12 protein-coding genes are annotated in these 11,649 nt (G+C 67.1%); 9 read left to right on the top strand and 3 right to left on the bottom strand.

What is annotated here, in order from left to right; translation table 11 throughout:
- Positions 1-20: 20 nt before the first annotated feature.
- Entirely contained in the window at positions 21-2,045 is a 2,025-nt protein-coding gene (gene thrS, locus KZX46_RS05675) for a threonine--tRNA ligase (RefSeq protein ID WP_219775828.1), read from the bottom strand.
- A gap of 103 nt (positions 2,046-2,148) precedes the next feature.
- Between thrS and KZX46_RS05670 the strand changes: the two genes are divergently transcribed.
- A complete protein-coding gene (locus KZX46_RS05670) occupies positions 2,149-3,243 on the top strand; it encodes an NAD(P)-dependent alcohol dehydrogenase (RefSeq protein ID WP_219775827.1) in 1,095 nt (364 codons plus the stop codon).
- A 21-nt stretch (positions 3,244-3,264) separates the two neighbouring features.
- Here the strand turns inward: KZX46_RS05670 and KZX46_RS05665 are convergent, their stop codons facing one another.
- Entirely contained in the window at positions 3,265-4,722 is a 1,458-nt protein-coding gene (locus KZX46_RS05665; RefSeq protein ID WP_219775826.1) for a PEPxxWA-CTERM sorting domain-containing protein, read from the bottom strand.
- Positions 4,723-4,847: 125 nt separating this feature from the next.
- On the opposite strand from KZX46_RS05665, the gene KZX46_RS05660 reads away from it, so the two are divergent.
- The 8 genes from KZX46_RS05660 (at position 4,848) to KZX46_RS05625 (ending at position 9,734) form a co-directional block, all read left to right on the top strand.
- Positions 4,848-5,582, top strand: a complete 735-nt coding sequence (locus tag KZX46_RS05660; RefSeq protein WP_219775825.1) for an alpha/beta fold hydrolase — start codon at positions 4,848-4,850, stop codon at positions 5,580-5,582.
- Positions 5,583-6,329 (top strand): tetratricopeptide repeat protein, encoded by a 747-nt coding sequence (locus KZX46_RS05655; protein ID WP_219775824.1) that lies wholly within the window; start codon positions 5,583-5,585, stop codon positions 6,327-6,329. It abuts the gene before it with no gap.
- A 58-nt stretch (positions 6,330-6,387) separates the two neighbouring features.
- Complete coding sequence (locus KZX46_RS05650) at positions 6,388-6,804, top strand: VOC family protein (protein WP_219775823.1); 417 nt, start codon at positions 6,388-6,390, stop codon at positions 6,802-6,804.
- On the top strand, positions 6,801-7,520 hold the full coding sequence (gloB, locus tag KZX46_RS05645; RefSeq protein WP_219776870.1) for a hydroxyacylglutathione hydrolase: 720 nt from the start codon (positions 6,801-6,803) through the stop codon (positions 7,518-7,520). The genes KZX46_RS05650 and gloB overlap by 4 nt, the downstream gene beginning before the upstream one ends.
- 45 nt (positions 7,521-7,565) lie before the next feature.
- The gene (locus KZX46_RS05640) at positions 7,566-7,940 is read left to right on the top strand and encodes a hypothetical protein (RefSeq protein ID WP_219775822.1); all 375 of its coding nucleotides are present in this window, start codon (positions 7,566-7,568) and stop codon (positions 7,938-7,940) included.
- A 679-nt stretch (positions 7,941-8,619) separates the two neighbouring features.
- Positions 8,620-9,144, top strand: a complete 525-nt coding sequence (locus KZX46_RS05635; protein ID WP_216709499.1) for a PadR family transcriptional regulator — start codon at positions 8,620-8,622, stop codon at positions 9,142-9,144.
- 3 nt (positions 9,145-9,147) lie between these two features.
- Positions 9,148-9,429 carry a DUF2218 domain-containing protein gene (locus KZX46_RS05630; RefSeq protein ID WP_219775820.1) on the top strand — a complete coding sequence of 94 codons (282 nt, stop codon included), beginning with the start codon at positions 9,148-9,150 and terminating at the stop codon, positions 9,427-9,429.
- On the top strand, positions 9,426-9,734 hold the full coding sequence (locus KZX46_RS05625; protein WP_219775819.1) for a 4Fe-4S binding protein: 309 nt from the start codon (positions 9,426-9,428) through the stop codon (positions 9,732-9,734). Before KZX46_RS05630 ends, KZX46_RS05625 begins: the two co-directional genes overlap by 4 nt.
- A 4-nt stretch (positions 9,735-9,738) precedes the next feature.
- Here KZX46_RS05625 and KZX46_RS05620 read toward each other — a convergent pair whose 3' ends face one another.
- Positions 9,739-11,568, bottom strand: a complete 1,830-nt coding sequence (locus KZX46_RS05620; protein ID WP_219775818.1) for a long-chain fatty acid--CoA ligase — start codon at positions 11,566-11,568, stop codon at positions 9,739-9,741.
- Positions 11,569-11,649 lie beyond the last annotated feature (81 nt).

Genomic DNA, 11,649 nt, shown 5'->3' with positions numbered 1-11,649 from the left:
GCTTGTCCGGCGACGCTCGCTTATACGAGCGTCGTCGGCTGGGCTCGCAAATCCGGCGGGACAGCCTCGCCCGCCAGCAGCGCGACCGCTTCCGCCAGCGGCAGCACGCGCTGCTCACCGCCGCCGAGTGGGCGGAGCGCAACGGTGCCCTCCTCGGCCTCCCGCCGGCCGAGAACGAGCATGTACGGGACATGCGCGAGGCTGTGCTCGCGGACCTTGTAATTGATCTTCTCGTTGCGGAGGTCGGTGTCGACGCGCAGCCCCGCCTTGGCCAGCGCCGCCGAAACGGTTTCGGCATAGCCATCGGCGTCGGACACGATCGTCGCGACGACTGCCTGCACCGGCGCGAGCCACAACGGGAAGCGCCCGGCGTGGTGTTCGATCAGGATGCCGATGAAGCGTTCGAACGTGCCGAGGATCGCGCGGTGGAGCATGACCGGCTGGTGGCGCGCGCCGTCCTCGCCGACATAGCTCGCGTCGAGGCGCTCGGGCAGGACATAGTCGAGCTGGATCGTGCCGCACTGCCACGTCCGGCCGATCGCGTCGGTCAGATGGAATTCGAGCTTAGGCGAATAAAAAGCGCCTTCGCCCGGGAGTTCCTCCCAGCCATATTCCGGCCCCTGCCGCCCGGCGAGGCGAACCGCCTCGCGCAGGTCGTTCTCGGCGCGGTCCCACATCTCTTCGCTGCCGAAGCGCTTTTCGGGGCGCAGCGCCAGCTTGACGGCGTAGGTGTCGAAGCCGAGGTCCTTGTAGACGACGTCGAGCAGGTCGCAGAAACGCCGGACCTCGTCGACGATCTGGTCGTCGCGGCAGAAGATGTGCGCGTCGTCCTGGGTGAACTGGCGGACGCGCATGATGCCGTGAAGCGCGCCGTGCGGCTCGTTCCGATGGCAGCAGCCAAACTCGGCGAGGCGCAGCGGCAGGTCGCGGTACGACTTGATCCCCTGGCGGAAGATCAGGACGTGCGCCGGGCAGTTCATCGGCTTGAGCGCCATCAAATCGCCTTCGCCGGTCAGGATCGGGCCTTCCTCGTTGGTCCCGGGAACCTCGTCGGGCACGACGAACATGTTCTCGCGGTACTTGCCCCAATGTCCCGACGCCTCCCACTGGCGTGCGTCCATCAACTGCGGCGTCTTGACCTCGAGATAGCCCGCGGCGTCGAGGCGGCGGCGCATATACGCCTCGAGCGCGCGCCACAGCAGATAGCCCTTAGGGTGCCAGAATACCGAGCCCTGCGCCTCGGACTGGAGGTGGAACAGGTCCATCTCCGCGCCGATCCGGCGGTGGTCGCGTTTTGCCGCTTCCTCGAGCCGCAGCAGATGCGCATCGAGCTGCTTCTTGTTGAGCCAGCCGGTGCCGTAGATGCGGCTGAGCATCGCGTTTGCCTGGTCGCCGCGCCAGTACGCGCCCGACACCCGCGTCAGCTTGAACGCGTTCGGATCGAGCTTCCCCGTCGACGGCAGATGCGGCCCGCGGCACAGGTCGAGCCACGCGTCGTCGCCAGTCCCGGCGCGATAGATCGTCAGCGGCTCACCGTCGGGGAGCTCGGCCGCCCATTCGGCCTTGAAGGTCTCGCCGTGCGCGGCGAAGTGCGCGACGAGGCGGTCGCGCTCCCATTCCTCGCGCACCAGCGTCTCGTTACGCCCGATGATCCGGCGCATCTCGGCCTCGATCGCGGGCAGGTCGTCCTCGGTAAACGGACGATTCTTGGGCGCGAAGTCGTAGTAGAAGCCGTCGTCGGTCGATGGGCCAAAGGTGATCTGCGTCCCCGGGAACAGGTGCTGGACCGCCTCGGCGAGGACGTGGGCGTAATCGTGCCGCGCGAGATCGAGCGCTACGCCCTCGTCCTTCGACGTGACGAGCGCGAGCGATGCATCGCCCTCGATCGGCCGCGACAGGTCGACCAGCGTGCCGTCGACCCGCGCTGCGATCGCCGCCTTGGCGAGTCCCGGACCGATGCTCGCGGCGACGTCGGCACCCGTAGTCCCGCGCGAAACTTCGCGAACGGAACCATCGGGCAGGGTCAGGCGGATCATCTGGGTCATAGCGCCGCGCACCGTAGGAATGCGCCAAGCCAAGTCAACCACGACGGACCCGAAGCGGACCACTCGCGTTGGCCCGGCATCCTCACCATCACCGGAGCAGACCATGATCAAGGCCGTCGGCTACGCCGCCAAGCACAGCTACAGCAAGCTGAAGCGCTACGAATTCGAGCGCGAGGAGGCGAAGGCGAACGAGGTCGAGATCGCGGTCATGTTCTGCGGCGTCTGCCATTCGGATATTCACCAGGTGAAGGACGAATGGTCGAACACCGTCTATCCGTGCCTGCCGGGACACGAAATCGTCGGACGCGTGACCAAAGTCGGCGGCGACGTGACGCGCCACGCGGTCGGCGACATGGTCGGGGTCGGCTGCATGATCGACAGCTGCCGGACCTGCGAGCCGTGCCGCACCGGCGACGAAAATTATTGCGAAGGGCCGAACAGCTGGCTCGCGACGTACAACGGGCCGATGGTGCCCAAGGCAAAGGCCGACGACGGCAAAAATCATTATGGCCGCGACAATACGTTCGGCGGCTATTCGAACATCGTCGTCGTGCCCGCCGATTTCGCGCTCAAGATTCCGGCGGGGCTGCAGCCTGAAGTTGCCGCGCCGATCCTGTGCGCGGGCGTCACGACCTATTCCCCGATGAAGCATTGGGGGGTCAAGGCGGGCGACAAGGTCGGTATCGTCGGTTTCGGCGGGCTCGGCGACATGGCGGCGAAGATCGCCAAGGCGATGGGGGCCGACGTCACCGTTTTCACCACGACCAAGGACAAGCTCGACGAGGCCAAGCGGATCGGTGTGACCGGGGTCCTCGAGGACGACACCAAGACGATGACATCGCTCAAGTCGAGCTTCGACTTCATCCTCTCGACGATCCCCGAGAAGCACGACATCAACCCGTTCGTGAAGCTGCTCAAGCGCGACAAGACGCTGACGATCTGCGGCGCGCTCGAACCGATGAAGGGGGTCGACAACAGCGAAGTCGCGTTCCACCGCCGCTCGGTCGCGGGCTCGCTGATCGGCAATCTCGCCGACACGCAGGAAATTCTCGACTTCTGCGCCGAGCACCACATCGGTCCCGACGTCGAAGTCATCGCGATCGACAAGATCAATGACGCCTACAAGGCCGTCATCGATGGTGACGTCCGCTTTCGATATGTGATCGATCTCGCGACGCTCGATCGCAACGACGACTGATTCCGCGCCGCCGTTGCCGCGCTAGGCGGCGACGGCGGTCCCCCGACGACGGGCGCTGACGCCGACGAAAGCGAAGCCGGTGATCATCAGCGCCCAGCTGGCGGGCTCAGGAACCGGGGCGAGCGCGATGCCCTGGAACTTCGAATTGTCGGGGGCGGTGGCGAGCTTGACGAAGGTCTCGGTGGCGGCGCCGGTCGGGCGGGTTGTCGCCGATAACACGTCGGTGATGCCGTAGATATACGTCGCGCCGAGGTCGCCGATGATATAATTCGTCGCGTAAAGGTTGACGAGGCTGCCGTCGACTTCGCCCGCCAGGCCGAACAGTCCGGTCGTTCCCGATGCCGCGGTGTTGGCGACGAGGTTCAAACCGGCGAACAGCGTGTAGGCGAGGTTCCAGTTGCCGCTGCCGTCCTTGACCCACTTCTGCAAGCCGCCGTCGCCGAGGCTGGTGGCCGCCGAGTTGTTCTTCGGCTGGCCGGTGTCGGTAACGTACATGATCGACGACGTCGCGAAGAAATAGCTTTCGGGGCTAAGGTTGATCTCCTTGCCGACGGCGTTGACGCCGTTCGACGTCTGCGCGGTCAGCGTCAGCTTGCCGGTGCCGCCACTGTTGCCGAAGCCCGCAAGCTTGGTCGGGCCGTTGCCGCCGTTGGCGAGGGTTGTCGGCAGCGCGCCCGCGGTGCCGAGCGTGCCGACGAAGTCGCGATTGTTGCCGCTGCCCGACTTGCTGTCGACCGAGACGTAAAGCTGCCCGCCGACGACCTGGACGTCGCGGGTGTCCTGCGCCTGCGTCTTCGAATTGGTATCGAGGCCGGTGATCGCGGTCGCGCTCGAAGCGCCGCCGGTCGCGTAGAACACGCCGCCGGTGGCGTCGCCGCTGCGCCCCTGGCCCGAGATATAATACGACTTGCCGTCGACGGTGGCGACGCTGCGCGGGTTGTTGCCGTTGAATACGCCGTACAGCGCGGTGGTCGTGTCGACCGAGCCATTGGTGCCGATCCTGGCGACGACGCGCGCGACCGGGGTGTAGCCTGCACCCTTGAGGCTGCCCGATTGGCCGAGCGCGGTCGGCTTGCTCGGGTCGTTGACCGCGGTGCCGTATGCGGTCGGGTTGGCGTTGAACGCGGCGGCGTTGACCCCGTAGCCCGCAATGACGAGCGACTTGCCGTCGGCCGAGCGCTGGAGCAGCGCCTCCGACGACGACCCGTATTCGCCCGAAATCGCCGAGTTCTTGCCGATGGTCGTCTGCGGCAGGACGAGCTTGCCGGTGTACGCCGCGCTCGTCGTGCCGGTGTGCGAATATTCGAACAGCGACAGTGGCGCGGCGGCGTTGTCGGCGTAGGTGCCGGTGCCGCCGACGACGCCATTGCCTTCGACCGCGACGACCAAGCGCCCCTTGGTGAAGGTCAGCGCATCGGCGCTCGCGGTCAGCGTCGCGGCGGCGCACAGCAATAGGGCGGTGAACTTGATCGTCGTCATGGCGGTGTCCCCTTCGCGCGACCATGCCGATCGCAGTTACCTTGGCGTTAACAGCCGCGCATGACGGTTTTGCGTCAGTGTGCGGGGAGTTTCGCCGGGGCTGTCTCGCAACTAAGTGTGGAGTGATGACACTCCCTGCCACCCTCGACCGCGACGGCGTCGCGCTCGCCTATCGCTACCACGCGGGCTCGGGGCCGACGGTCGTCTTCCTCCCCGGCTATATGTCCGACATGAGCGGAAGCAAGGCCGAGGCGCTGGCGGTCTGGGCGGGGCGGCGGGGGAGGGGCTTTCTGCGCCTCGACTATTCGGGGTGCGGGGCGAGTGGGGGCGACTTCGCCGACGGCACGATCTCGCGCTGGGCCGGCGACGCGCTCGCGGTGATCGACGCGGTCTCGCCCGGGACGGTGGTTCTCGTCGGCTCGTCGATGGGGGCGTGGATCGCGCTACGAATCGCGATCACCCGACCCGAAATGGTCGCGGCGGTGGTGACGATCGCGGGGGCGCCCGACTTTACCGACTGGGGGCTCGACCTAAGCGCTGCCGATCGCACGGCGCTCGACCGCGACGGCTTCGTCGAACGCCCGAGCCTGTACGGCGCACCGTATCGGTACCACGCCGGGCTGATCGCCGACGGAGCCGTCAGCCGCGTCCTTGGCGGCGAGGTCGCGATCGATTGCCCGGTCCGACTGCTCCACGGGCAGGCCGACCCCGATGTGCCGTGGCATCTTAGCCTCGACGTCGCCAATGCCTTGCGTTCATCGAACGTGCAGGTGACTCTGATCAAGGACGGTGACCACCGCCTGTCGCGGCCGCAGGATCTTGCCCTGCTGTGCGCGACACTCGACGCCCTGGAGGCCTGAATGCGCGCGCTGCTCCCGTTGATGCTCGTCACCCTCGTTGCCGCCGCGCCCGCCCGGCCGCCGCTCGAGGCGCAGCGCTACCGCGAATGCCTCGCCCTTGCGCAGAGCGATCCGGCGCAGGCGATCGACAAGGCGACGCAGTGGCGCGGTGCGGGCGGCGGGGTGCCGGCGCGCCACTGCCTCGCGCTCGCGCAGGGGCAAAAGGGTGACTTCGCCGGCGCGGCGACAACGCTCGCCGGGGCGGCACAGGCCGCCGAGGCCGAGAACGATCCGCATGCCGCCGACCTGTGGGGGCAGGCGGGCAACGCCGCGATGCTGGCAAGGCAGAATTCGACCGCAATCAGCGACTTCGCCTCGGGGATCGCGGTCGCGGGCTCGGAGCCGACGCGGCTCGCAGCGCTGCTGACCGACCGGTCGCGCGCTTTGGTCGACGCGAACCGCACAACCGAGGCACGGTCCGACCTGACGCGGGCGACGTCGCTCGACCCGTCGGCGGTCCCCGGCTGGCTGCTGCTGGCGACGCTTGAACGGCGGATGAAGGACCTGCCTGCTGCCGAAAGGGCGATCCTCGAAGCTGCGAAGCGCGAGCCGACCGACCCCGACGTCGCGCTCGAAGCGGGCAATATTGCCGGGGCGCAGGGCCGTACCGACCTCGCGCGGGCCGAGTGGAAGAAGGTCGTCGACGGCGCACCGGGGTCGGAAGCAGCGGCGGCGGCGGCAAAGTCGCTCGCGCTGAATCCGTCTTAGATGCTGGCGCACGTTCCTGGCTGACCTATATTCGCCGCGTCCGCCAAGGAGCCGCCGAATGAAATATCTCCACACGATGGTCCGCGTTACCGACATCGACGCGAGCCTCGCCTTCTACAAACTGCTCGGGCTCGCGGAGATCAAGCGGATCGACAACGAGCGCGGGCGCTTCACCCTCGTCTTCCTCGCCGCGCCGGGCGACACCGCCGCGCAGGTCGAGCTGACCCATAATTGGGACCCCGAGGATTATACCGGCGGGCGCAATTTCGGGCACCTCGCCTACGCGGTCGACGATATCTACGACACCTGCGCGCGGCTCGCCGACGGCGGGGTGACGATCAACCGTCCGCCGCGCGACGGCCACATGGCGTTTGTCCGCTCGCCCGACGGCATCTCGGTCGAGCTCCTCCAGGCGGGCGGCGCCAAGCCCCCTGCCGAGCCGTGGGCGTCGATGCCGAACACCGGCGTCTGGTGATGGAAATCGTCCAGATCGCGGTGCTCAACGACAATTACGTCTATCTCGTGCACGACGGCGACGAGACAGTCGTGATCGACCCCGCGGTCGCGGAGCCTGTTCTCGCGGCGGCAGAAGCGCGCGGCTGGACGATCACGCAGATATTGAACACCCACTGGCACCCCGACCACACCGGCGGCAATCTGGCGATCAAGGCCGCGACCGGCTGCCGGATCACCGGCCCGGCGGGGGAGGCGGCGAAGATTCCCGGCATCGACCGCGCGGTCGCCGAGGGCGACACGGTGCAGGTCGGCTCGGTGACGGGCCGTGTGATCGACGTCCCCGGCCATACCGCCGGGCATAACGCGTATTACTTCGCGGGTGCCGACGTGCTGTTCTGCGGCGACACCCTGTTCGCGCTCGGCTGCGGGCGGCTGTTCGAGGGGACGCCGGCGCAGATGTCGGCGAGCCTCTCCAAGCTGATGGCGCTGCCCGACGATACGCTCATCTATTGCGCGCACGAATATACCCAGTCGAATGCGCGCTTTGCGGTCACCGTCGAGCCCGCAAATACCGCGCTCGCCAGCCGCGTGATCGACATCGACGCGGCGCGCGCGGCGGGGAAGCCGACGGTGCCGTCGACGATCGGCCTCGAACGTGCGACCAATCCGTTTACCCGCGCACGCTCGGTCGCCGACTTCGCGACCCGCCGCGCGGCGAAGGATGCGTTCCGCTGACACCGGGGCGCAGGTTGGTGCGTTGATCGTCGAGGGAGACCGAAAATGCGCCTGATCCTGCCGCTGCTCGCCGTGCTTGCCGCAGTTCCCGCGACCGCTGCCGTTGATGCCGCGCGAATGCTGTCGGGCCACGCCACCGGCCCGGCGATCAACTGCCTCCGCTCGCGCGAGATCGTCGGCCAGACGTTGGTCAACCAGAGCGTGATCGTCTTCGAGATGCGCGGCCACAAATACTACCGAAACGACATCGCGCCCGCGTGCGGCGCTCTCCAGTCCGACCGCTCGATCGTCACCCGCGAATACACGTCGGGGATATGCCAGGGCGACATCTTCCAGGTCTTCGACCCGACAAGCCGGATCGGCTACGGCGCCTGCACCTTCGGCCCCTTTACCCCGTACGAACTCCCGCCGCACAAATAATCCGGCGACGATGGGCCTAAGCGGCAGCGCGCCAACTAGGATCGCGCAACGTCCGGACAACCCACCAGGCAGGCAGCGCGAGCAAGGCGAGGAATACTAAGCCGGTCCAGCCGACCGAGGCCAGGCTGCCGAGCGGCCCGAGGTGGAGCGGCACCAGGCCGAGCGGATAGAGCAGCCCGACGGCGCACGTCCCGAGCCAGCCAATTCGCCGTCTTCAGCCGCGCATGAGCAAGAACAACAGCACGCGCAGCACAACAGCACAGACGAGCACTACAAGTGCGATCCTGGCCACTTTCTTGCGCGTATTTGTATCCAAAATGCGTTCCTTTCCCGTGGCCTATCATTGACGTCGCATTGTGGTCAATGCTGGTGCGGTGCCCGGCGACGATGCTCGCTGTCGCGGCTGTTGGGTTATTTTTGAGACGAATAGATGCTTGCGTCTGCAGCACCGAGGTCGGGCTGAGCGTCGGCTGATTGGCGCTGCCAAGCGTTCCGAACTCGGGTTTGCGATCGCGCCACCCCAAAATAATTTTCGCGCCGCCATTGTATCGTGAGCGCATTTAGATATATCTGTAATATCGATAGATCAAAATGGAGTTTCGATACGATGTTCAACCGTCACAATCACGAGCATAATCACGACCACGGCGGCGATGGCCGTCACAACTTTGGAGAACGAATGATGCATTTTCGCGGAATGGGCCGCCACGGTCACGGCGGACCCGGGCGCGGACGCGGCGGCCCGGGTGGCGGCCGGATGTTCCAGCACGGCGACCTTCGCCTGCTGATCCTCGCGCTGATCGCCGAGGCCCCGCGCCACGGCTACGAGATCATCCGCGAGATCGAGAGCCGCCTCGGCGGGGCGTATGCGCCGTCGCCCGGCGTCGTCTACCCGACGCTGACGATGCTCGAGGAGCTCGGCTTCGCCACCTCGGAAACCACCGAGGGCAGCAAGCGCCAGTATACGATCACCGACGCCGGCACCGCCAACCTCGCCGAGAACCAAGCGACGGTCGACGCGATTTTCGCCAAGATCGAAGACGCCGGCAGCGGCCCCGACTTTGGCCCGCGCATCCTGCGGGCGATGGCCAACCTCCGCTTCGCACTCAAGCTTCGGCTCGGTCGCGGCGGGGTCGACGACAGCGCCGCGGCGAAGATCGCGGCGGCGCTCGATGCCGCCGCCGCCGAAATCGAACGGAGCTAGGGCATGGACAGCGTCGCGACGATCCCGACCGCGAACGGGTCGAAGTATCTCCAGCAGCTGTGCAAGCACTGGAGCCACAAGTTCGAGGTCAGCTTCGACCCCGCCGCCGGGACAATCCCGTTCCCGACGTCGGTGCTCCACCTCGCGGCCAGCCCCGAGGCGCTAACCCTGACGCTCACCGCCCCCGACCCGGCGGTGTTCGACCGGATGGAGGGGGTGGTGATCGAACACCTCCAGCGGTTTGCCTTCCGCGAGGAACTGAAGGCCGACTGGGTGCGGGCATGATCGCCGGCAAGGACGCGGGGTGCAAGCAACCGCCCGGCGTCCTTGCGCCACGGATCGACGCGACACGATGCGAGGGCAAGGCGGATTGCGTCGTCGTCTGTCCGTATGACGTCTTCGTGGTCCGCAAACTCGACGCCGGCGAGCGCCGTGACCTTCCGCTCGTGACCCGGCTTAAAGTCTGGGTCCACGGCGGCGAGCAGGGCTTCGTCGTCAACCCCAACCAGTGTCACGGTTGCGGGCTCTGCGTTGCCGCATGTCCGGAAAAAGCGATCAGCCTGACGCGCCTCGTTGCCGAAATGGGCTGACGCCTTAGCCGTACAACCGATCGAGCTTTTCCCCGTAGACCGCCTCGATCGCATGCCGCCGGATCTTCAATGACGGCGTCATCTGCGCGTTCTCGACCGAGAACGGCGCATCGGCGACGATCACCCGGCGGACCTTCTCGACCGTCGCGACGCGGGCGTTGACGCGGTCGACCGCCGCCATCAGCGCGCGGGCGAATTCGGGTTCGGCGTGCAATTTCGCGACGTCGCCCGGCATGCCCATGTCGCGCGCCCAGCCGATCGCCCATTCGGGATCGGCGACGACGACCCCGACCAGATACGGTCGCCGGTCGCCGTGGACCATCGCCTGGAGGATTTCGGGCTGGAGCGTCAGCATCCCCTCGACCCGCGCGGGCGAGATATTGTCGCCCTTGTCGTTGACGAGGATGTCCTTCTTGCGGTCGGTGATGACGAGATGCCCGTCGGCGTCGATCTTGCCGATGTCGCCGGTCAGCAGCCAGCCGTCCTGGAGCGCGCGATGGCTCTCGACATCGTTCATCCAATAGCCGTCCATCACCAGTTCGCCACGGACGAGGATCTCGCCGTCGGCCGCTATCTTCAATTCGACCCCCGCGAGCGGCGGCCCGACGGTGTTCATCTTGATCCGTGCGCGCGGGCGGTTGCACGCGATCAGCGGCCCCGCCTCGGTCTGGCCGTACCCCTGGCACACCGACACGCCCAATGAGGCGAAGAACAGTCCGACGTCGGGGTTGAGCGGCGCGCCGCCCGAAACCAAAGTCTTCAACCGCCCGCCGAAGCGCCCCTGCACCCGCTTGCGGATCGTCGCGTCGAGGATCGCGTCGAGCGGGCGATCGAGCAGCGGCAGCGTGCCGCCGCGGTCGTAGCGTTTGCGCCCGAGCCGCAGCGCATTGTTGAGCAAAGTGATCGCGGTGCCGCCCTGCTTTTCGACCTGCTTGCAGATTCGCGCGCGGAGCACCTCGAACAGCCGCGGCACGACGACCATGATCGTCGGGCGGACCTCCTCCATGTTCGCCGCGAGCTTCTCAAGCCCCTCGGCATAATGGATCGACGCGCCAAGCCCGATCGCGACGAACTGCCCGCAGGTGTGTTCGTAGGCGTGACTGAGCGGCAGGAACGACAGGAACGAATCGCGTGCGCCGTCGGCGGGAAGCGGAAAGTCGGTCTCGATGATGCTGCTTGCGGCGGCGACGTTCTGCAGGATCGCGCCGTGGTGCTGCTTGACCCCACGCGGCACGCCGCCGGTACCGCTGGTATAGATCAGGCAGGCGAGGTCAGGGCGCCCGGCGGTGACACCGGCGCGGACCGCCGCAACGTCGCCGGGCTGGCTCGCGATCAGCGCCGCCCAGTCGAAGAGCGCGGTCCCCGACTCCTGGCCGATCCGCAGCGCCTCGATGCCGATGACGATGCGGCACGCCTCGGCGCGGAACACCGCCGGCATCAGCGTCGCGGCAAGTTTTGCGGTCGAGACGAACGCCGCGACCGCGCCGCTGTTGTCGAGGATGTGGAGGTGGTCGGCGCCGGTATTGGTGACATAGGTCGGCACCGTGATCGCACCTGCCGCCATGATCGCATGGTCGGCGATCAGCCATTCGGGGCGGTTCTCGCTGACGATGACGACGCGGTCGCCACGCTTGATCCCGATCGCCTTGAGCGCCGCCGCCATCGCCGCGATCCGCCGCGCGGTCTCGCGCCACGAGATCGACCGCCATGCGCCATCGCTCTTGTGCCACAGGAACGGCTCATCGCCGTAGAGGTCGGCCTGGTCGAAAAAGTGCAGGACGAGGTTGGTCGCGGCGTCCGCGCGCGCGGCGAAGGAGGCGGGAGTAGTCGTCATTCTAACGCCGATGTCATCCCCGCGAACGCGGGGACCCAAGGTCACTAATCTCGGTGACCTTGAGTCCCCGCGTTCGCGGGG

The sequence above is a fragment of the Polymorphobacter sp. PAMC 29334 genome (assembly GCF_019431245.1).
GTDB classification, from domain to species: domain Bacteria; phylum Pseudomonadota; class Alphaproteobacteria; order Sphingomonadales; family Sphingomonadaceae; genus Polymorphobacter_B; species Polymorphobacter_B megasporae.
Note: the sequence above shows the minus strand (reverse complement) of the source record. Positions and strands in the feature narration are given on the sequence as shown.

What these genes read in the sequence shown, in the direction of transcription:
- KZX46_RS05635 (WP_216709499.1), top strand. Translation starts at nt 8,620, where the DNA reads ATGATGCATTTTCGCGGAATGGGCCGCCACGGTCACGGCGGACCCGGG.
- KZX46_RS05665 (WP_219775826.1), bottom strand. Translation starts at nt 4,722, where the DNA reads ATGACGACGATCAAGTTCACCGCCCTATTGCTGTGCGCCGCCGCGACG.
- KZX46_RS05640 (WP_219775822.1), top strand. Translation starts at nt 7,566, where the DNA reads ATGCGCCTGATCCTGCCGCTGCTCGCCGTGCTTGCCGCAGTTCCCGCG.
- KZX46_RS05655 (WP_219775824.1), top strand. Translation starts at nt 5,583, where the DNA reads ATGCGCGCGCTGCTCCCGTTGATGCTCGTCACCCTCGTTGCCGCCGCG.
- KZX46_RS05670 (WP_219775827.1), top strand. Translation starts at nt 2,149, where the DNA reads ATGATCAAGGCCGTCGGCTACGCCGCCAAGCACAGCTACAGCAAGCTG.
- KZX46_RS05650 (WP_219775823.1), top strand. Translation starts at nt 6,388, where the DNA reads ATGAAATATCTCCACACGATGGTCCGCGTTACCGACATCGACGCGAGC.
- KZX46_RS05625 (WP_219775819.1), top strand. Translation starts at nt 9,426, where the DNA reads ATGATCGCCGGCAAGGACGCGGGGTGCAAGCAACCGCCCGGCGTCCTT.
- thrS (WP_219775828.1), bottom strand. Translation starts at nt 2,045, where the DNA reads ATGACCCAGATGATCCGCCTGACCCTGCCCGATGGTTCCGTTCGCGAA.
- KZX46_RS05660 (WP_219775825.1), top strand. Translation starts at nt 4,848, where the DNA reads ATGACACTCCCTGCCACCCTCGACCGCGACGGCGTCGCGCTCGCCTAT.
- KZX46_RS05620 (WP_219775818.1), bottom strand. Translation starts at nt 11,568, where the DNA reads ATGACGACTACTCCCGCCTCCTTCGCCGCGCGCGCGGACGCCGCGACC.
- KZX46_RS05630 (WP_219775820.1), top strand. Translation starts at nt 9,148, where the DNA reads ATGGACAGCGTCGCGACGATCCCGACCGCGAACGGGTCGAAGTATCTC.